This is a genomic window from Pseudomonas algeriensis, from assembly GCF_048847255.1.
In the GTDB taxonomy this organism is placed as follows: domain Bacteria; phylum Pseudomonadota; class Gammaproteobacteria; order Pseudomonadales; family Pseudomonadaceae; genus Aquipseudomonas.
On record NZ_JBKKRK010000001.1, the window covers coordinates 241,986 to 261,008 of the forward strand.

Consider the following 19,023-nt stretch of genomic DNA (forward strand, 5'->3'; position numbering starts at 1 on the left):
TCGGGCTCAGCGGTCGAGCAGCCCCCGCGCGGCGAGGTTACGCAGCAGGGCGCCGACGCCGAAGGTCCACGGCGCGGCGTCGCAGCTATGGGTCACCTGATTATGCAGGCTGCCCAGTAGCGGGCTGCTGATACTGACGCGGTCGCCGAGTTTGTGGGTGAAACCGCTGCCGGCATGATCACGGTCCTCGGTGGGGGCGAACAGCGTACCGAGAAACAGCAGGAAGCCATCGGGGTATTGATGGTTGGCGTTGAGCGTCTGGCCTGCCAGGTCCTGCGGGTCGCGGCTGATCTGGCTCATGGAGCTGCAACCGTGCAGGCGGTAACCGTCTTCGCCTTGTACCTGCAAGTCAACTTCGCAGGCGCGCACATCGTCCAGGCTGAACTGCTCGTCGAACAGGCGAATGAACGGCCCGATGGCGCACGAGGCGTTGTTGTCCTTGGCCTTGCTCAACAACAGCGCACTGCGGCCTTCGATGTCCCGCAGGTTGACGTCGTTGCCCAGGGTCGCGCCGTGGATCCGGCCACGGCTGTCCACCGCCAGCACTACTTCCGGCTCTGGGTTGTTCCATTGTGAGGCGGGATGAATGCCGATCTGGCTGCCACTGCCCACGGCGGCCAGCACCGGCGCCTTGGTGAAAATTTCCGCGTCCGGGCCGATGCCCACTTCCAAATACTGCGACCACATGCCTTGCTCGATGAGAAACGCCTTGAGCCGCATGGCTTGCTCGGAACCCGGCACGATCGAGCGCAGGTTATCGCCGATCACGCCGTGGACCGTGGCGCGCACGGCTTCGGCGCGGGCCGCGTCGCCGCCGGCCTGTTCCTCGATGACCCGCTCGATCATGCTCGCCGCGAACGTCACGCCGGCCGCCTTGATCACTTGTAAGTCCAGCGGCGGCAACAGGAACGGCTTGGCCGGGTCGGCGTGGGGGCCGGTGTTGGCCAAGAGTGCTTCGAGGGTGGCGATGAAGGTGCCAGGCGTCTCTCTTACCGTCGCCAGGGGCGAGGGTGTTTCCAGTAGGTCGCTAAGGGTCGCGAATCGATCCGAGAGGTCGAACACCCCGTCGCTGCGCAGCACGATGGGCGAAGGCCCGGCGATCCGCCCCGGGACCCAGGCGCGACCAATCAACGTGCCGGCCACGCCATCGACCGGCAGAGTGTTCTCGGGAGTAAGCAATAGCGACATGGACAGGCTTCCTGGTTCGTAAAGCCTTCACGCTAGGGCCCGTTGTCGATGAACTCCAATGAGATATATTCAGTATCCGATAACGTCTGGTTATTGCGCCGCCGAGGAATGCCCATGTCCGATCTGTCCTTTTCCAGCTTTTGCGGCTGGCTCAAATTTCGTCATCTGCTGCTGATCGACACGTTGGGACGCACCTGCAACATGCATTTGGCGGCCGAGCAGATGAACCTCAGCCAGCCGGCCGTGAGCAAAATGCTCAAGGAAATCGAGAGCCTGCTCGGCTTCGCCCTGTTCGAGCGTCGACCGCGCAGCATGCCGCCCACCGCCCTGGGCGAGCACGTGCTGCGCTACGCGCAAATAGCCCTGAATGACGCCCGTTCGTTCGTCGAACAGATCAGCAGCCTGCGAGAAGGTGGCCACGGTTACTTGAAGGTCGGCGGTATTTTTGCCGCGACGGCGGTGGCGTTGCCCGAGGCGATCCTGCAGATCAAGCAGCGCTGGCCCTTGCTGTCCATCGAAGTGGTGGAGCAAACCAGTAATCATCTGATGAAGATGCTCGAAGAAAAGAAGCTCGACCTGGCCGTGGCGCGTTTCACCGATCAAAGCCAGCAGCAGCGCTACGACTTCCAGCCCCTGGCCCCCGAACCGTTCTGCATCGTGGTCAACGATCGCCATCCGCTGGCCAACGCCGGGCCGACATCCTTGCAGCAACTGGTGGACCTGCCGTGGATTCTCTACCCGGTCGGCACGCCGATCCGTGCCCGCATGGAGCTGGCCTTCGCCGAAGCTGGTGTGGGGATGCCGCGCAACACCATCGACACGATTTCGATGCAGACTTTCCTCCAGGTCCTGCAACGTGGGCCCATGATCGGCATGTTGCCCAACGCCATGGTCGACCCGTTGCTCGAAAGCGGCCAGCTCAAGACCCTTGACACACCGCTGCACCTGGTGCCCCAGGACTACGGCATCCTCACCCGCAAGGACGAGCCGCTGGTGGGCGCGGCCCTGGAGTTCGCCGAGATCCTCAAGGACAACGCCCGCTTGGATAACTGAATATCCTGTGGCGAGGGGATTTATCCCCGTTGGGCTGCGCAGCAGTCCTAAATCCAGCCTCTACGTTCTGTCAGGTTGATTGTGGGAGTTTGTTGGGGCTGCTTCGCAGCCCAGCGGGGATAAATCCCCTCGCCACAGGTTATGCAATTTGACTTACATTCCTCGTGCCAGTTTCTAGGTCTCTGATAACGCCCCGTTATCAACTAATCCAAAAATGCCATTGGGAAAGAATCGCTTCCCGACAGTAGAGTCCTCGTTCGATCGCCGGATGAATCGCTCATTCGACGTGACCCAATAAAAACAATCAGGGGTTACCTCATGCAAACCATCTCCGAGCATTCGCCCGCCCAGGCTTGCGCCGGCGGACTCGATTTCGAGGACCGGACCTACCGCAAGGTCATCTGGCGAATCCTGCCTGTCCTGCTGTTGTGCTACATGGCGGCCTACCTCGACCGGGTGAACATCGGTTTCGCCAAGCTCGACATGCTCAACGAGCTGCAATTCAGCAACACGGTCTACGCCTTGGGCGCCAGTATGTTTTTCTGGGGCTATTTCCTGTTCGAAGTCCCCAGCAACCTGTTGCTGCATCGCTTTGGCGCGCGGTTCTGGATCGCCCGGATCATGCTCAGCTGGGCGGTGATCTCCATGGCGGTGGCCTACACCGTGCCGCTGGCGGCGTTCTTCCATGTCGAATCGAGCACCATGTTCTATGTGCTGCGTTTCCTGCTGGGTATCTGTGAAGCGGGCTTTTTCCCGGGCGTGATCCTTTACCTCAATTACTGGTTTCCGACCCACCGGCAGAGCCGGGTGATGTCCGGGTTCCTGTTGGCCTTGCCGGTCAGCCTGACCCTCGGCGGGATCTTGTCCGGCTGGCTGATGAATAGCATGCAGGGCGTGCAAGGCCTGTCCGGCTGGCAATGGATGCTGATCATCGAGGGTATTCCTTCGATCATCATGGCTTTCGTGGTAATCGTCTGCCTGGCCGACAACATCGACAAGGCCAAGTGGCTGTCGGCAGCAGAAAAAGCCATGCTCAAGGCCAACCTGCAAACCGACAACCAGGGCAAGGCGTCGCGCTTGAGCGAGGTGTTTTTCAACCCTCGGGTGTGGTTGCTGGTGTTGATTTTGCTGACCTTCAACACCGGCTTCTATGGCCTGGCATTCTGGATGCCTTCGATCATCAAGAGCACCGGCATCACCAACAGCCTGCACATCGGTTTGCTCACCGCCATCCCTTATTCGGTGGCCGTCGTGGCGATGCTGCTCAACGCCCGGCACTCCAACCGCACCGGTGAGCGGCGCCTTCACGCGGCGATTCCAGCCTTCATCGGTGGCGCCGGGCTGATCCTCAGTGCGTTCTTCGCCGATAACCTGGTGCTGTCGGTGCTGTTCCTCAGCGTCTCCGCTTCGGGGATCCTCAGCCTGATGCCGATCTTCTGGACCCTGCCGGGCACCGTGTTGTCGGGCGTCGCTGCCGCTGCCGGGATCGGCATGATCAACGCCATCGGCAACCTGTCGGGCTTCACCGGATCGATGATCACCGCCGTGGCCGAGACGCTTACCGGCAATATCAACAATGGTACCTATGTCCTGGCCCTGTGCCTGTTGGTCAGTGGCGGGCTGATCCTGGCCATTCCGGCCTCGATGCTCGCCAGGGCACCAAAAAGCGCGGTCCCGGCAACGCAACTGGAGACCGCATGAGCCTGCAGAACAAACGGGTGCTGGTGACGGCGGCCGGGCAGGGTATCGGCCTCGCCAGCGCGGTGGCCTTCGCCCAGGCCGGGGCCGAGGTGTTTGCCAGTGACATCGATACGCGCGCATTGGCGGGCATCGAAGGTGTGACGGCGGTCACCCTGGATGTCACCTCGGCCAGCGCCATCGAGGCTGTCCGCGACTGGATCGGCGGCCTGGACGTGCTCTTCAACTGCGCCGGCTACGTGCACAGCGGCAACATCCTGGACTGCGACGAAGCGGCCTGGGTGCGTTCGATGGACCTCAACGTCACGGCCATGTACCGGATGATCCGTGCGTTCCTGCCAGGCATGCTGGCGCGGGGTGGCGGGTCGATCATCAACATGTCGTCGGTGGCGTCCAGTGTCAAAGGCGTGCCCAATCGTTTCGCCTACGCTGCCAGCAAGGCAGCGGTGGTGGGGCTGACCAAATCTGTCGCCATCGACTTCGTCAGCCAGGGGATCCGCTGCAACGCGATCTGCCCCGGCACCGTGGATTCACCATCGCTGCGCCAGCGCATTGCCGATCAGGCCGCGCAGCAGGGTGTCGATGTGCAACAGGTCTACCGGCAGTTTCTCGACCGTCAGCCCATGGGGCGCATTGGCAACACTCAGGAAATCGCGCAACTGGCGCTGTACCTGGGCAGTGACGCGTCCGCCTACACCACGGGAGCGGTGCACGTGATCGATGGCGGCATGAGCCTTTGAGTTTCCACTTGAACAGGAGCACTTCATGAAACTGTTGCGATACGGCGAAAAAGGTTCGGAAAAGCCCGGGCTGCTGGATGACGACCATCAGGTCCGCGACCTGTCGGGCCATGTGCCGGACATCGCCGGCAACGCCCTGGAGCCGGAAGGCCTGGCCAGACTCGCGGCCATCGACCCGCGCAGCTTGCCGGTGGTGACCGGCCAGCCTCGGATCGGCCCGTGCGTCGGGCAGGTCGGCAAGTTCATCTGCATCGGTTTGAACTACGCCGACCATGCCGCCGAATCGAACATGGAGGTGCCGAAAGAGCCGATCATCTTCAACAAATGGACCAGTGCCATTTGCGGGCCGAATGACGATATCCAGATCCCCCGCGGCTCGCTCAAGACCGACTGGGAAGTCGAGCTGGGCGTGGTCATCGGCAAAGGCGGGCGCTACATCGACGAAGCGAATGCCCTGGAGCACGTCGCCGGATATTGCGTCATCAACGACGTGTCGGAGCGCGAATGGCAGCTCGAACGTGGCGGCACCTGGGACAAAGGCAAAGGCTTTGACACCTTCGGCCCTCTCGGGCCGTGGCTGGTGACCAAGGATGAGATCCCAGACCCGCATACGCTGGACCTGTGGTTGGAAGTCGACGGGCATCGCTATCAGAACGGCAACACCCGGACGCTGATCTTCAGCGTGCCGCAACTGATCGCCTACCTCAGCCGGTGCATGAGCCTGCAACCGGGCGACGTCATTTCGACCGGCACGCCGCCGGGTGTCGGGCTGGGCATCAAGCCCAACCCGGTGTTCCTGCGGCCGGGCCAGACCATGCGCCTCGGGATTGCAGAATTGGGTGAGCAGCGTCAGGTGACCGTGCAGGCGGATTGATCCGGGAAGCGTTCAAGGGTGAGTAGTGCCGCCAATCCTATTCGGGTCTGCGACACCTGAGGCGCTTGCGGGCGTGCCTGCCTGCTCGATGACCAACTCGGCAAGAATCGCAACGGGGTCGGCCAGGCTCTGTCGCGACCGATGGATCAGGCCGATGTCCCGATGAAACGTGTGTGGCCCCAGGTCTAGGGCCCGCACGCCTTTGGGCCACGGCTGATGGGCTGACGTCTGCGGCACCAGGGCGACACCGACGCCTTTTTCCACCAGCTTGATGATCGCGTCCAGTTCATCCAGTTCGCACACTTCACGCAGGGTGAAATGCATCTGCCGCAGGAAACGATCGACTTGCCTGCCGCCGAACGAGGACCGGTCATAACGGATGAAGGGTTGGCTGGACAATAGCGCCGCCCAATCCTCGCCGGGCATTGCACGGGGAATGATCAGCCGATAAGGCTCCAATGCCAGGGTGGTCCAGCGCAGATCGCTTTGCAGCGAAAACGGCGGGCGGATCATCACGGCCATGTCGATTTCACCGGCGTCCACCAGATTGATCAATTCCACCGACAGGCCCGGCACGATGCGTGTGCGGCACTGCGGGCATTGCTGGTGAAACCTGGCGAGAGCGTCCGGCAGGTACGAGCGCTGGACCGAGGCGATCGCGCCGATGTTCACCAGCACGCTGGCGGGAAGCCCGGGGGTGGCGGAGCCGAGACTCTCGTAAAGGCGAAGCAGTTCCTGGGCTTGCAGGAGAACCTGGTGGCCCCGCTTGTTGAGGTGGGCCGTGCGCCCCTTGCGGTCGAATAGCTCGAAGCCCAGCTCGGCTTCCAGGCGCTGGATCTGCGCGCTGACCGCCGCCTGCGTGAGGCCGATCTTGTGCCCGGCTGCGGCGAAGGTGCCTTCGCGCGCGACGGCAATGAGGGTCTTGAGTTCTTTGATCATTGATAAAGATTAATGGTCTTTCTAAGAAATTTATATTGATTTTATTGTTCGGTTCCCGCGCCTACGATGGGCAAACGCGTGGTTGCGTATCCCATGATTGAATCTTTGGAGTCCCGATGAGCGTCTCGCCTTTCCATTTAGCAATTCCGGTCTATGACCTTGCGGCAGCCCGTACTTTTTACGGCCAAGTGTTTGGGTTGGAGGAGGGCCGCTCCAGCGAGCAGTGGGTCGATTTCAATTTCTACGGTCACCAGTTGGTGATCCACGAGCACCCCAAGACCGCGTCCCAGGAAAGCGTGCACAGCAACGCCGTGGATGGGCACGATGTGCCGGTGCCTCATTTTGGCGTGGTATTGGGGTGGGCTGAATGGGAAGCGCTGGCCGAGCGACTGAAATCCTTCGGCACTCAATTCGTGATCGAGCCCTACGTGCGTTTCAAGGGGCAGGTGGGCGAACAGGCGACGATGTTCCTGTTCGACCCTTGCGGCAATGCGCTGGAGTTCAAGGCGTTCAAGGACATGAGTCAGTTGTTCGCCAAATAACGGCATGCACATGACCCTGTGGGAGCGAGCTTGCTCGCGAAAGCGTTGGATCAGTTTGCAGCGATGTTGGATGTGCCGACGCCTTCGCGAGCAGGCTCGCTCCCACAGGGTTCGGTGCCGTCCTTAGCCATGCACCGTCACGCGATTGCGCCCTGTCTTCTTCGATGTATACAACGCCTGGTCGGCCCGGGCGATCAGCTCGGCGTGGTCGTTCGCCGGCGTGCTCAGGTCGGCCACGCCCAGGCTGATGGTGAACCGAATCTCCTGGCCGTTGTACTGCACCAACAATTGTTCGACAGCCTTGCGCAGGCGCTCTGCGAAAATCCGTGCGCCGGCCTGGTCGGTGTCCGACAGCACCACGCCGAACTCTTCGCCCCCGTAGCGCCCGGCCACGTCGGACTCGCGTACGTGCTCGTGCAATAGCGCGGCAACCTGTTCGATCACCTTGTCGCCGGCCTGGTGGCCGTAGGTGTCGTTGACCTGCTTGAAATGATCGATGTCCAGCATCACCAGGCTGAGGGCGTTGCCATAGCGCTGATGGCGGGCGTAGGCGGCTTTCAGGGTGCCTTCCCAATGACCGCGGTTATAGAGGCCGGTCAGGCGATCGGTGCTGGAGAGCAATTGCAGTTGTGCATTGGCGGCCTGGATCTGATGGCGATTGGTCGCGACGTCGGTGACGTCATAGATCACCAGGCAGATATGGTTGATCCGGTTGTCAGGCGAGCGCAGCGGCAGCAAGGTGGTGTTCTGGTACATGAACTCTTCCTGGCCGGTGATCGGTTGGTAGCTCTTGAAGCGCATCAGGTACGGGCGCTGCTCCCAGACCGTGAAGGCGGGGGTGCCCAGGGTCGCGACGCTTTCCACCTTGCGGCTGAACCATTGGCGGTCGACTTCCGGGAACAGGCTGAAGAAATTCCGGTTCTGGGCGTCCTTGGGTTGGACGCCGGAGCGGTTCTCCATGAAGGTGTTCCAGACCTGAACGCGGTACTCACGGTCGAGCACCACCACGCCGACGTCGATGCTCTGAACGATGGCCAGCAACCAGTGGAATTCGTTCAGATCGATGGAGTCGGTCATGGCTCAGCTCATCAGGTAGGCGAGTTTGTGGGTCAGCCGCTCGATGGAATCCTCCGTGAACAGCAGTAACAGGTCGAAGCGGATATCCTGGCCTTCGAGGCCGTAGCTGATCTCCACCGCGAGGGTTTTTTTCCAATGGACGCGGTTTGCCCGGATCAATTCCTCGATGGCCGCATGCTGGCCGAGGACCTGCGGATGACCTTGGGAGAACACCACATCGATCTGCTCGGCGATGCTGCTCAGGCACGCACCGATCAGGATGCTCGAAAGGTCCACCAGCATCTCCAGATCTGAATAGTCGGCGCTTTCGCGCTGCATCAACTGGGCGATATCGGCGATTTCCGAATCATGGAAGATCAGCAGGGCTTCGCCGGCAATCCCGCTGCCGATAAACCCCTGACAGATGGCCGTGAGTTGCTGGGAACCGCCGACGTCGTTCAAGGCCATGTGCAATTCGCCGACTTCGAGCACGTTGACGTTCGGCACCGGCAGTTGCACGAAAACCCCCAGCACTTTGGCAATCAGGGCGGCGGCCTGGCCGATGGCAACGTTGACCGTTTCGCGGAACGCGTCCTGGAAGCTGATGGCCGTGTTCGGTGTCGCTCGGTTCTGCGGCGGCGCCTGACCGGGCTGGCTCAACAGCCCCACGCGGTTGAGGGTCTTGCGCAGTTCGTTTTCATCGAACGGTTTTTTCAGGAAGGCCAACGCGCCCAGCTCAAGGACGCGGCGCACGGCCTCATCCTGAATGTCACCGGAAATCACGATGACCTGCGCCTTGAGGCCTTCGGCGCGCAACGCGCTAAGGACCTGGTATCCATCCATTTCCGGCATGGTCAGGTCGAGCAGCACCACATGGCCGAGGCCCTGACGTATGGCATCCATGGCCTGGCGGCCATTGACCGCCTCGGTGACTGAAACCGGCCAGTCTTGCGGCAGCGCACGCAACACTTGCTTGCGCGCCATGGTGGAGTCATCGCACACAACCAGAGGGATCAACGGCACTGGGGTGTCCAACGACGAATAGCGGGGGAGTTCCTTCGTGCCTCATTCATAGGCGGCAGTGGCCCTCTGATCAATGAACGGGATGCTGTCTTGGCTTCTTTTAAAAACTGGACCATTAAGTCAAGGGCGTCAAACGCCACTCGTCATCTGGCGCAACTGCGCCGGACTCACCCCTAGGCGCTGCTTGAACGTTGTTGTCATGTGCGCCTGGGAGCTGAAACCGCAGGCGTGGGCGATTTGCGCCAACGTCGCCGATGAGTCGCGTATCAACGCCCGGGCTTTGGCGAGGCGGCGGTCGATCAGGTAAGCGTGGGGGCTTTTGCCCGTCGCGAACTTGAAGGCGCGCATGAAATAACCTTCGGACAATCCCAGCAACTGCGCCATTGCCGAGACGCCCAGCGGTTGATCGAGGCCGGCATCGATGAACTCGTCGAGCAGGCGCATCCGGCTGTCGGTCATGGAGCCCTGGAGCGTTGCGCAAGAATGTTCGCCCGGCGTCACGCGCTCGGCCAGCGCCACGGCCCAGGCTTGCCAATCATCTTCGACCGAAGCGTGCAGCAACGCCTTGCGCATGCGCTGCGCGAGGGCGCTGGCGCGTGGGTCGACGCGATTGTTGAACGCATGATCTCCAGGCAGCACGACGCCGTCAGTGCGCACCAAACGCAGGTATTCGCCGCCTACGGGTGACTCCGAATACACGTCGCACTGGGCTGGGACGAACGCCAGGCCGTTGGGCTTGGCGTAGAACGGCTGCACCCGGTCGCTGCCAATGGCATGCAGGCCTCGCTGGCTGTCGAAGGCAAAGCCGATGACCGGCTGGGTTGCAATGTATCGAGCCGAATAGGCGCTACCGGGGAGCAGTTCGATGAGCCACGGGCCGGCCTCGACGCGACGGGTCGATTCAGTCGGGCGCGGTGGCTGTGGGCGGTTTCGATGGCTCATCTACCCATAGTAGTGAAGCGAGGGGACAAAAGTCAGGTCAGTTTTTTGAAAGCCCGGCTTCGGCGTCCCTGGCTAGACTGGCCGAAACCCAAGGAGACCCATCATGTACGCACTGACTCTCGACGATATCGAACAAGCGGCTCGCCAGGTCTACCAGGTCATGCCCGCCACGGCCCAGTACGCCTGGCCCTTGCTGGCGCAACGCCTCGGTTGCACGGTGTGGGTCAAGCACGAAAATCATACCCCCACGGGCGCGTTCAAGGTCCGCGGCGGCATCACATTCATGGATTGGCTCAAGCGTGAGCATCCGCGAACGAAAGGCATTGTCACCGCGACCCGTGGCAACCATGGCCAGAGCCAGGCGCTGGCGGCCAGCGCGGCGGGGCTGCGGGCATTGATCGTGGTGCCGGAGGGAAACTCGGTCGAGAAGAACGACGCCATGCGCGGCTTCGGTGGCGAAGTGATCGAATACGGTCGCGATTTCGATGAGGCCCGTGAAGAAGCGGCACGCCTGGCGCAGACCCAGGGACTCTATCTCGTACCGCCGTTTCATACCGAGCTGGTCAGAGGCGTCGCCACCTACGCGCTCGAGCTGTTCAAGGCCGTGCCTGACCTGGACACCGTCTACGTGCCCATTGGCTGCGGCTCCGGGATCTGCGCGGTCATCGCTGCCCGTGATGCCCTGGGCTTGCAAACCCAGGTCGTGGGCGTGGTGTCCACCGAGGCGACGGCGGCGAAACTGTCATTTGAAGCGGGTGAAATCCGCGAAACCGCCTCGGCCGATACCTATGCCGACGGCCTCGCCGTGCGCAAGCCGATTGCGCAGGCCTTCGCCATCTACGGCGCTGGCGCGGCGCGCATCGTAGCAGTCAGCGACCAGGAAATTGCCGAGGCCATGCGCGTCTATTACACCGACACCCACAACCTGGCCGAAGGTGCCGGCGCGGCGGCGTTGGCGGCGCTTATCCAGGAGCGCGGGAAGATGGAAGGGAAGAAGGTCGGGGTGATTTTGTCCGGCGGTAATATCGATCGATCGGTGTATGCCCGCGTAATCGGGTCAAGAGACGACAGGGCGATGGGATTGTGACTAAATCCAGGTTTGGTCATAAGTTGTCAATGGCCGTCGGGATGCGTAAGCTGCCCCGATGAACCAGCCATCCATTGCACCACCCAGCGCCCGTGGACCCGCCGATCACGACATTCGTGACCAGATCATCGCGGCCGCCCATGAACATTTCAGCCAGTACGGCTTTGGCAAGACCACGGTTTCCGACCTGGCCAAGGCTATCGGCTTCTCCAAGGCGTACATCTACAAGTTCTTCGATTCCAAGCAGGCAATCGGCGAAGCCATCTGCGCCAACTGTTTGTCGACGATCGTCGAGGCGGTGGAAGAGGCGATCAACGTAGACGGGCTGACGGCAACGGAGCGCTTGCGCAGGCTGGTCAAAACATTAGTGGTCACGGGCGTGAACCTGTTTTTCAACGACCGCAAGCTCTACGATATCGCGGCTTTCTCGGCTTCGGAGCGCTGGCCCAGTTCCCAGGCGTATAACGAACGGATCAAGAGCTTCGTGCTGGAGATCATCCGCCAAGGGCGTGAGCTCGGCGAGTTTGAACGACGCACGCCTCTGGACGAAACGGTGGAGGCCATCCACCTGGCCTTGCGGCCGTTCGTCAACCCCTTGCTGCTGCAATACAACCTCGACTTCGTCGAGGAAGCCCCCACGCTCACGACCAATCTCATCCTGCGTAGCCTGATGCCCTGAGCTTTGGCTGATGGCCACTCTTGCCACTCTTGCCGCTATTTAGTGACCATTTCTAAAAATGTTCACCTTGTCGCCACAGCTCCTTCCTCGGGAGCTTGCCAACCACCGCCAAGCGAACGGAATGCCGCGACCGCTGCCCGTGCTGATTCCGTTCGAGCCTGCGCTCGGGCATCGGATGCCTGCAGCAACGTCTCGTCGGCGTTGAGCACGTCGATCAGACTGGCGGTGCCTTTCTGGTAGGCGACGAAGGCCGATTGACGGGCCTGGTTCAAAGACGTTTCGCCTTGGGTGAGGGTGGTCGCCTGGGTTTCGCGATTGACCAGCGCGCTAAAGGCGTTTTCGACGTCTTCAGTGGCGCGCAGCACGGACTGGCGATAAGCAGCCAACGCTTCGGCTTCCTCGCCCTTGGCCTCGTCGATCCGGGCGTTGATGCGGCCAAAATCGAAGAGCCTCCAGCGCAGCCCCAGCACGCCCGCCGATTGGCTGGCGCCGCCACTGAACAAGTTACCGCCGGACACCGCCGTGGCGCTGCCGAGCAAGGCGCTGAGGGAGAACTTTGGATAGTACTCGGCGACGGCCTCGCCGATGCGCGCATTGGAGGCCGCAAGGTGGCGCTCGGCGACGATCAGGTCTGGCCGGCGACGTAGCAGGTCCGCCGGCGTTCCGGTTGTGGTTATTTGTGGGGCGAGGGGAATGTCGCGGCGCTCGGCCAATAGCGGCCGATGGGTGCCGGGCGGAGTGCCGAGCATGACATCCAAGGCGTTCATCGCGGCATCCAGGCCGGTCTGCAGGACCGGTAACGTTGCCTGGGCTTGTGCCAGTTGCCCCTCGGTCTGGCGAACCTGATAGCTGGCGGCGAGGCCTTTGTTGTACAGCAATTGGACTTTTTCCAGCAGGTCTTGCTGCGTCCTGACCTGTCGGTTTGCAATGTCCAGCCGGGCCTGCAGTCCACGAACGGTGATGTAGGTGTCGGCGACCTGCGCGGCGACCGCCAAGCGCGTAGCGACCGCACCGGCCTCGGACGCCTGGTAGTCCGCCAGCGCTGCTTCGCGTCCACGCCGCAGGCCGCCGAAGGCATCTATCTCCCAACTGGCGCCGAGGTTGAGTTCGTAGGAACTTCCGTATCGATCATAGCCAGGCGTTGAATCGAGCACCTGGCCGAGCGGGGTCTCCACCGACTGGTAGGCGCGCGCGGCCTGGCCACTGATATTTCCCGAGGGCAGCAAAGCGGCGTTCGCTGCGCCCAGTCCGGCCCGTGCCTGCATCACGCGCGCCGATGCCTGCGCCAAGTCCAGGTTTTGTTCAAGGGCCTTGGTGACAAACACCGTGAGGTTTGGATCACCAAACGCTTCCCACCAGACAATCGAGTCGGCCCGAACGCTCGCGGACCGCTGTTCGACCAGAGGCTGGCCTACGTAACGACTCGAAAGTGGGACTGCGGGACGATGGTAGTCCGGGCCGACCGCGCAACCTGTCAACAAGCCGGTGCTCAGAAAAAAAGCCAGGGGGCGCAGGGGTGGCATGGAAAATTCCTCGAGTCGATGCGGATTGTGACCATATCACAAGATGGTCACAAGCTGTCAATTGGCTTCCAGGTAGAGCTAACGGACAGTTGTTAAGTGCAACACGGCTTGAATGCTGACGGTCATAGCGTAAAGATCGTGACGATTGACAGATATGGTCACTCGAATGAGAATGCGCCTTCCATCCTGTCCGCTCATGAAAAGGGACCTTATGCTCCGGCGCCGACCTGTCACCCTTGCCGCTTGCTTGCTGCCTCTCGTCCTGACGGCGTGTGGCGAGTCATCCACCGAGAAAGATCCACGCACGCTTGCGCCCATAGTGAGGGTCGCGCAAGTTTTGGGTTCGCCCGACCGGTCGCGTTCGTTTACCGGCGTGGTCACGGCCAGGGTCCAGAGCGACCTGGGCTTTCGCGTGTCGGGCAAGGTCCTCGAGCGGCTGGTCGACACCGGCCAGACGGTCAAGCGCGGCCAGCCACTGATGCGCCTGGACCCTGTCGACCTGGGGCTGCAAGCGCGAGCACAACAGGAGGCCGTCGCCGCCGCTCGGGCGAGGGCGAAGCAGACCGCCGATGACGAGGCTCGTTACCGAGACCTCGTCGCTGCCGGCGCCATTTCCGCCTCGGGCTACGACCAGATCAAGGCCGCCGCCGATACCGCAAGGGCGCAACTCAGCGCGGCCCAGGCCCAGGCTGACGTTGCCCGCAACGCTTCTGGTTATGCCGTGCTGCTCGCCGACGCCGATGGCGTTGTGATGGAAACGCTCGCCGAGCCCGGGCAAGTTGTCGCTCTTGGACAAATCGTGGTTCGACTGGCCCGGGCAGGCCAGCGCGAAGCCGTAGTGCAACTGCCTGAAACCCTGCGGCCGACGTCGGGGTCAGTCGCCCAGGCGACGCTGTACGGCAATGCCAGCGAGGCGGTCAATGCGAAGCTGAGGTTGCTGTCGGATTCCGCCGACCCTGTAACGCGCACCTTCGAGGCGCGTTACGTGTTGGAGGGCGCGCTGGCCAGCGCACCGCTGGGTTCCACGGTCACGCTCCGGGTCGCCGCGGGGTCTCGGACGGAACAGGCACTGCAAGTTCCGATCGCTGCCATTTTCGACTCGGGCAAAGGCAGTGGTGTCTGGGTCATCACGGGCGAACCGGCGACAGTCGCCTGGCGTCCGGTGAAGGTCGTCGGCTTGAGCGACGACGCCGCGCAGGTCTTGGGCGAGCTGAGAATGGGCGAGCAGATCGTTGCGCTCGGCGCCCATCTGCTGCACGAGGGCGAGGCGGTGCGTCTTGCGCAACCGCAAGACGTGAAGGTTGCGGGGAATCGCCCATGAGCTTCAACCTCTCCGCGCTCGCCGTCCGCGAGCGTTCCATCACGGTATTCCTGCTGTTGCTGATCGCCGTTGCGGGTGTCCTCGCTTTTTTCCAGCTCGGCCGCGCGGAAGACCCACCCTTCACGGTAAAGCAACTGACGGTCATCACCGCCTGGCCAGGCGCGACAGCCCAGGAAATGCAAGACCAGGTCGCCGAACCGCTGGAAAAACGCCTGCAAGAATTGAAGTGGTACGACCGCACGGAAACCTATACCCGTCCCGGCCTTGCGTTCACGATGGTGTCGCTGGTCGATCGGACGCCGCCGTCGCAAGTGCAGGAAGAGTTCTACCAGGCGCGCAAGAAGCTGGCTGACGAGGCGATCAAACTGCCGCCCGGGGTTATAGGGCCGATGGTCAATGATGAATTTTCCGACGTGACCTTCGCCTTGTTCGCCCTGAAAGCCAAAGGCGAGCCGCAACGACGGCTGGTGCGTGATGCCGAAGCGCTGCGCCAACAACTGCTGCATGTGCCAGGCGTGAAGAAGATCAATATCATCGGCGAGCAGGCCGAACGGATCTTCGTGTCCTTTTCCCACGATCGCTTGGCGACCCTGGGGGTGTCCCCCCAGGATATTTTTACCGCCCTCAACAGCCAGAACATGCTCACGCCCGCCGGCTCCATCGAAACCGTCGGGCCGCAGGTGTTCCTGCGCCTGGATGGCGCTTTCGACAAGCTGCAGAAGATTCGCGACACGCCGGTCGTGGTACAGGGGCGCTCGCTGAAGCTGTCGGACGTGGCGACTGTCGAGCGCGGCTATGAAGACCCCGCCACGTTCCTGGTGCGCAACGGTGGCGAAGAGGCGTTGTTATTGGGCGTGATCATGCGCGAGGGCTGGAATGGCCTGGACCTGGGCAAGGCCTTGGATACGCAGATCAGCAAGATCAACCAAGACATGCCGCTGGGCATGGCGCTGACCAAGGTTACCGATCAATCGGTCAATATCGACTCGGCGGTCGGCGAGTTCATGGTCAAGTTCTTCGTCGCGCTGCTGGTGGTGATGATTGTCTGTTTCCTCAGCATGGGCTGGCGCGTGGGTGTCGTGGTCGCGGCGGCCGTGCCGTTGACGTTGGCCGTGGTGTTCGTGGTCATGGCCGCCACCGGCAAGAATTTCGACCGAATCACCCTCGGCTCCCTGATCCTCGCGCTCGGTTTGTTGGTGGACGACGCGATCATCGCCATTGAAATGATGGTGGTGAAAATGGAGGAGGGCTACGACCGGATCAAGGCCAGCGCGTATGCCTGGAGCCACACGGCCGCACCGATGTTGTCCGGCACGCTGGTGACCGCCATCGGCTTCATGCCCAACGGGTTCGCGCAATCGACCGCTGGCGAATACACCAGCAACATGTTCTGGATCGTCGGCATCGCGCTGATTGCTTCCTGGGTGGTCGCGGTGGCATTCACACCGTACCTGGGCGTGAAATTGTTGCCCGACATCAAGCAGGTCGAAGGCGGGCACGCGGCCATCTACAACACGCGGCACTACAACCGTTTCCGCCGAGTGCTGACGCGAGTCATCGCGCGCAAATGGTGGGTGGCCGGTACGGTGATCGCGACATTCGTGGTGGCGATCCTCGGCATGGGCCTGGTGAAAAAACAGTTCTTTCCGACCTCCGATCGGCCCGAGGTGCTGGTGGAAGTGCAGATGCCGTATGGCACCTCCATCGAGCAAACCAGCGCCACCACCGCCAGGGTCGAGGCCTGGCTGCAACAACAGGAAGAGGCCCGGATCGTCACCGCCTACATCGGCCAAGGCGCGCCGCGTTTCTACCTGGCGATGGCGCCGGAACTTCCCGATCCGTCATTTGCCAAGATTGTCGTGCTGACGGACAGCCAGCAAGCACGCGAAGCCCTCAAGTTCCGTCTCCGCGAAGCGATCGCCCAAGGGCTGGCTCCCGAGGCGCGGGTGCGGGTCACTCAATTGGTGTTCGGCCCGTATTCACCGTTCCCCGTGGCGTATCGTGTGATGGGCCCTGATTCGACGAAGCTGCGCGAGATCGCCAGTCAGGTCCAGGGCATCATGCAGGCGAGCCCGATGATGAGGACCGTCAACACCGACTGGGGACCCTTGGTGCCGACGCTGCATTTCAATCTTGACCAGAACCGCTTGCAAGCGGTGGGGCTGACGTCCAATGCGGTCGCCCAGCAATTGCAATTTCTGCTCAGCGGCGTGCCGATCACGGCAGTGCGCGAGGACATCCGTTCGGTGCAGGTGATCGGCCGCGCCGCCGGTGACATCCGCCTCGACCCCGCGCGGATCGAAGGTTTCACCCTAGTGGGCGCGACAGGCCAGCGCATTCCGCTGTCCCAGGTCGGCGAGGTGGATGTGCGCATGGAAGATCCGATCCTGCGCCGTCGTGATCGCACGCCGACCATGACGGTGCGCGGCGATATTGCCGAAGGCCTGCAGCCGCCGGACGTCTCCAGCGCGATCATCAAGCAACTGCAACCGGTCATCGACACGTTGCCCGCCGGCTACCGGATCGAGCAGGCGGGCGCCATCGAGGAGTCGGGCAAGGCCGGCAAGGCCATCGTGCCGCTGGTGCCGATCATGGTCGCCTTGACGTTGCTGATCATCATCCTGCAAGTGCGCTCGATCTCGGCGATGATCATGGTGTTCTTGACGGCGCCACTGGGGCTGATCGGCGTCGTGCCGACATTGCTGATCTTCAATCAGCCATTTGGTATCAATGCATTGGTCGGCCTGATCGCCCTGTCGGGCATTCTCATGCGCAATACGCTGATCCTGATCGGGCAAATCCATCACAACGCCAACGAAGGGCTGGATCCGTTCCATGCGGTGATCGAGGCCACGGTGCAGCGTGCACGGCCGGTGTTGCTCACGGCACTGGCGGCAATCCTTGCATTCATTCCCCTGACACATTCGGTGTTCTGGGGCACGCTGGCCTACACCCTGATCGGCGGCACGTTCGTCGGCACCATCATGACGCTGGTGTTCCTGCCGGCGATGTATTCCATCTGGTTCAAGATCCGTCCTGATACGAAGAGGGCTTCATGAAAAATCGCGAAGGTCAAAAACGCATCGTCATCACTGGCGTAGGCATCGTCGGCCCGCTGGGCTGCGGGGTGGAAGAGGTCTGGCAGCGCTTGCTGGCCGGGCAATCCGGCATTCGCAACCTGTCCGCCGACGTCACCGACGGGACCGGCGTCGCCGTGGGGGGGCAAGTGCCGACCTTGGAAGAGGACGGTATCGCCGGTTACGACCCGGAGCGCCTCATCGCGCCCAAGGATCGCAAGAAGATGGACCGCTTCATCGAGTTCGCCCTGGTGGCGGCTCACGAAGCCCTGGAGCAGGCGGGCTGGCATCCTGTTGATCCCGTCCATCGGGAGCGGACTGCCACGATCATTTCTTCGGGCGTGGGTGGTTTCGCCACGATTGCCGATGCGGTGCGCACCACCGATGCTCGCGGTCCACGTCGACTGTCGCCGTTCACCGCGCCGGCTTTCCTGGCCAACATGGCGGCCGGGCAGGTGTCCATCCGACATGGTTTCAAAGGGCCGCTAGGTGCGCCCGTTACCGCTTGTGCTGCCGGCGTACAAGCCATTGGCGATGCCGCTAGGCTGATCAAGAGTGGCGAGGCGGACATTGCCATTTGCGGTGGCACCGAGGCGGCGATCGACCGCGTGACGTTGGGCTGCTTCGCGGCGGCGCGGGCGTTGTCCACGGGATTTGCCGAGCGTCCACAAGAGGCCTCACGGCCGTTCGATCGAGAGCGCGACGGCTTCGTCATGGCCGAAGGCGCCGGGTTGCTGGTGATCGAGTCGCTGGAACACGCCCTGGCCCGGGGTGCCAAGCCCCTGGCGGAATTGGTGGGGTATGGCACCAGCGCCGATGCCTACCACCTGACCGCGGGCCCGGAGGATGGCAACGGCGCCCGCCGCGCCATGGAGCAAGCGTTGCGCCAGGCGGGTCTCACCCCCAGCGAGGTGCAGCACATCAATGCCCACGCGACGTCCACCCAGGTGGGTGATGCCGGTGAGCTGGCGGCGATCCGCGCGGTTTTTGGCACGAACGGCGGCGCGGGCGCAGGCGTGGCGATCACTTCTACCAAATCAGCAACCGGCCACTTGTTGGGCGCGGCCGGCGGCATCGAAGCGATCTTCACGGTTTTGGCGCTGCGTGATCAGGTCGTGCCGCCGACGCTGAACCTGATGCATCCCGACGAGGCAGCCAACGGCCTCGATCTGGTTGGCCTGAAGGCCCGGAAAATGCCGATCACCCATGCACTGTCGAATGGGTTCGGTTTTGGTGGCGTCAATGCCAGCGTGTTATTCCGTCGTTGGGACGACTGACGCC

Annotated in this window: 16 protein-coding genes; 10 read left to right on the forward strand and 6 right to left on the reverse strand. The window is 62.3% G+C overall.

The features are described 5' to 3' along the window. Positions 1-6 precede the first annotated feature (6 nt). A complete protein-coding gene (locus ACLK1G_RS01050) occupies positions 7-1,188 on the reverse strand; it encodes a fumarylacetoacetate hydrolase family protein (protein ID WP_420763697.1) in 1,182 nt (393 codons plus the stop codon). Between the two features lie 114 nt (positions 1,189-1,302). Here ACLK1G_RS01050 and ACLK1G_RS01055 point away from each other — a divergent pair, with 114 nt between their 5' ends. From ACLK1G_RS01055 to ACLK1G_RS01070, 4 genes are all read left to right on the forward strand, one after another. After that, positions 1,303-2,241, forward strand: a complete 939-nt coding sequence (locus ACLK1G_RS01055) for a LysR family transcriptional regulator (protein WP_420763698.1) — start codon at positions 1,303-1,305, stop codon at positions 2,239-2,241. A 318-nt stretch (positions 2,242-2,559) separates the two neighbouring features. Further along, complete coding sequence (locus tag ACLK1G_RS01060; RefSeq protein ID WP_420763699.1) at positions 2,560-3,942, forward strand: MFS transporter; 1,383 nt, start codon at positions 2,560-2,562, stop codon at positions 3,940-3,942. After that, on the forward strand, positions 3,939-4,679 hold the full coding sequence (locus ACLK1G_RS01065) for an SDR family oxidoreductase (RefSeq protein ID WP_420763700.1): 741 nt from the start codon (positions 3,939-3,941) through the stop codon (positions 4,677-4,679). Before ACLK1G_RS01060 ends, ACLK1G_RS01065 begins: the two co-directional genes overlap by 4 nt. Positions 4,680-4,704: 25 nt before the next feature. Beyond that, complete coding sequence (locus tag ACLK1G_RS01070; RefSeq protein WP_420763701.1) at positions 4,705-5,553, forward strand: ureidoglycolate lyase; 849 nt, start codon at positions 4,705-4,707, stop codon at positions 5,551-5,553. Positions 5,554-5,565: 12 nt separating this feature from the next. Here ACLK1G_RS01070 and ACLK1G_RS01075 read toward each other — a convergent pair whose 3' ends face one another. Continuing rightward, positions 5,566-6,492 carry a LysR family transcriptional regulator gene (locus ACLK1G_RS01075; RefSeq protein ID WP_420763702.1) on the reverse strand — a complete coding sequence of 309 codons (927 nt, stop codon included), beginning with the start codon at positions 6,490-6,492 and terminating at the stop codon, positions 5,566-5,568. Positions 6,493-6,608: 116 nt separating this feature from the next. Here ACLK1G_RS01075 and ACLK1G_RS01080 point away from each other — a divergent pair, with 116 nt between their 5' ends. Further along, a complete protein-coding gene (locus ACLK1G_RS01080) occupies positions 6,609-7,034 on the forward strand; it encodes a VOC family protein (RefSeq protein ID WP_420763703.1) in 426 nt (141 codons plus the stop codon). A gap of 123 nt (positions 7,035-7,157) precedes the next feature. Here ACLK1G_RS01080 and ACLK1G_RS01085 read toward each other — a convergent pair whose 3' ends face one another. The 3 genes from ACLK1G_RS01085 to ACLK1G_RS01095 all read right to left on the reverse strand — a co-directional run bounded on the left by ACLK1G_RS01085 (position 7,158) and on the right by ACLK1G_RS01095 (position 10,055). Beyond that, entirely contained in the window at positions 7,158-8,111 is a 954-nt protein-coding gene (locus tag ACLK1G_RS01085) for a sensor domain-containing diguanylate cyclase (RefSeq protein ID WP_420763704.1), read from the reverse strand. Positions 8,112-8,114: 3 nt separating this feature from the next. After that, positions 8,115-9,113 (reverse strand): response regulator, encoded by a 999-nt coding sequence (locus tag ACLK1G_RS01090; RefSeq protein WP_420763705.1) that lies wholly within the window; start codon positions 9,111-9,113, stop codon positions 8,115-8,117. A 129-nt stretch (positions 9,114-9,242) separates the two neighbouring features. Beyond that, a complete protein-coding gene (locus tag ACLK1G_RS01095) occupies positions 9,243-10,055 on the reverse strand; it encodes a helix-turn-helix transcriptional regulator (protein WP_420763706.1) in 813 nt (270 codons plus the stop codon). A gap of 103 nt (positions 10,056-10,158) precedes the next feature. Here ACLK1G_RS01095 and ACLK1G_RS01100 point away from each other — a divergent pair, with 103 nt between their 5' ends. Together ACLK1G_RS01100 and ACLK1G_RS01105 are read left to right on the forward strand one after the other, a co-directional pair. Beyond that, complete coding sequence (locus ACLK1G_RS01100) at positions 10,159-11,142, forward strand: threonine dehydratase (protein ID WP_420763707.1); 984 nt, start codon at positions 10,159-10,161, stop codon at positions 11,140-11,142. A 58-nt stretch (positions 11,143-11,200) separates the two neighbouring features. Beyond that, entirely contained in the window at positions 11,201-11,821 is a 621-nt protein-coding gene (locus ACLK1G_RS01105) for a TetR/AcrR family transcriptional regulator (RefSeq protein WP_420763708.1), read from the forward strand. A 62-nt stretch (positions 11,822-11,883) separates the two neighbouring features. Here the strand turns inward: ACLK1G_RS01105 and ACLK1G_RS01110 are convergent, their stop codons facing one another. Beyond that, on the reverse strand, positions 11,884-13,344 hold the full coding sequence (locus ACLK1G_RS01110) for an efflux transporter outer membrane subunit (RefSeq protein WP_420763709.1): 1,461 nt from the start codon (positions 13,342-13,344) through the stop codon (positions 11,884-11,886). A 211-nt stretch (positions 13,345-13,555) separates the two neighbouring features. Here ACLK1G_RS01110 and ACLK1G_RS01115 point away from each other — a divergent pair, with 211 nt between their 5' ends. Genes ACLK1G_RS01115 through fabF form a run of 3 tightly spaced genes read left to right on the forward strand, consistent with a single transcriptional unit; the run spans position 13,556 to position 19,019 of the window. Then, positions 13,556-14,665, forward strand: a complete 1,110-nt coding sequence (locus ACLK1G_RS01115) for an efflux RND transporter periplasmic adaptor subunit (protein WP_420763710.1) — start codon at positions 13,556-13,558, stop codon at positions 14,663-14,665. After that, positions 14,662-17,724, forward strand: coding sequence for an efflux RND transporter permease subunit (locus ACLK1G_RS01120; protein ID WP_420763711.1), 3,063 nt, complete (start codon positions 14,662-14,664; stop codon positions 17,722-17,724). Before ACLK1G_RS01115 ends, ACLK1G_RS01120 begins: the two co-directional genes overlap by 4 nt. Then, a complete protein-coding gene (gene fabF / locus ACLK1G_RS01125) occupies positions 17,721-19,019 on the forward strand; it encodes a beta-ketoacyl-ACP synthase II (RefSeq protein ID WP_420763712.1) in 1,299 nt (432 codons plus the stop codon). The genes ACLK1G_RS01120 and fabF overlap by 4 nt, the downstream gene beginning before the upstream one ends. Positions 19,020-19,023 lie beyond the last annotated feature (4 nt).

Excerpts from the sequence above, each read along its gene's own strand:
- ACLK1G_RS01050 (WP_420763697.1), bottom strand. The coding sequence starts at position 1,188 with ATGTCGCTATTGCTTACTCCCGAGAACACTCTGCCGGTCGATGGCGTG.
- ACLK1G_RS01080 (WP_420763703.1), top strand. The coding sequence starts at position 6,609 with ATGAGCGTCTCGCCTTTCCATTTAGCAATTCCGGTCTATGACCTTGCG.
- ACLK1G_RS01120 (WP_420763711.1), top strand. The coding sequence starts at position 14,662 with ATGAGCTTCAACCTCTCCGCGCTCGCCGTCCGCGAGCGTTCCATCACG.
- ACLK1G_RS01105 (WP_420763708.1), top strand. The coding sequence starts at position 11,201 with ATGAACCAGCCATCCATTGCACCACCCAGCGCCCGTGGACCCGCCGAT.
- ACLK1G_RS01115 (WP_420763710.1), top strand. The coding sequence starts at position 13,556 with ATGCTCCGGCGCCGACCTGTCACCCTTGCCGCTTGCTTGCTGCCTCTC.
- ACLK1G_RS01055 (WP_420763698.1), top strand. The coding sequence starts at position 1,303 with ATGTCCGATCTGTCCTTTTCCAGCTTTTGCGGCTGGCTCAAATTTCGT.
- fabF (WP_420763712.1), top strand. The coding sequence starts at position 17,721 with ATGAAAAATCGCGAAGGTCAAAAACGCATCGTCATCACTGGCGTAGGC.
- ACLK1G_RS01070 (WP_420763701.1), top strand. The coding sequence starts at position 4,705 with ATGAAACTGTTGCGATACGGCGAAAAAGGTTCGGAAAAGCCCGGGCTG.
- ACLK1G_RS01100 (WP_420763707.1), top strand. The coding sequence starts at position 10,159 with ATGTACGCACTGACTCTCGACGATATCGAACAAGCGGCTCGCCAGGTC.
- ACLK1G_RS01095 (WP_420763706.1), bottom strand. The coding sequence starts at position 10,055 with ATGAGCCATCGAAACCGCCCACAGCCACCGCGCCCGACTGAATCGACC.
- ACLK1G_RS01110 (WP_420763709.1), bottom strand. The coding sequence starts at position 13,344 with ATGCCACCCCTGCGCCCCCTGGCTTTTTTTCTGAGCACCGGCTTGTTG.
- ACLK1G_RS01075 (WP_420763702.1), bottom strand. The coding sequence starts at position 6,492 with ATGATCAAAGAACTCAAGACCCTCATTGCCGTCGCGCGCGAAGGCACC.
- ACLK1G_RS01060 (WP_420763699.1), top strand. The coding sequence starts at position 2,560 with ATGCAAACCATCTCCGAGCATTCGCCCGCCCAGGCTTGCGCCGGCGGA.
- ACLK1G_RS01085 (WP_420763704.1), bottom strand. The coding sequence starts at position 8,111 with ATGACCGACTCCATCGATCTGAACGAATTCCACTGGTTGCTGGCCATC.
- ACLK1G_RS01065 (WP_420763700.1), top strand. The coding sequence starts at position 3,939 with ATGAGCCTGCAGAACAAACGGGTGCTGGTGACGGCGGCCGGGCAGGGT.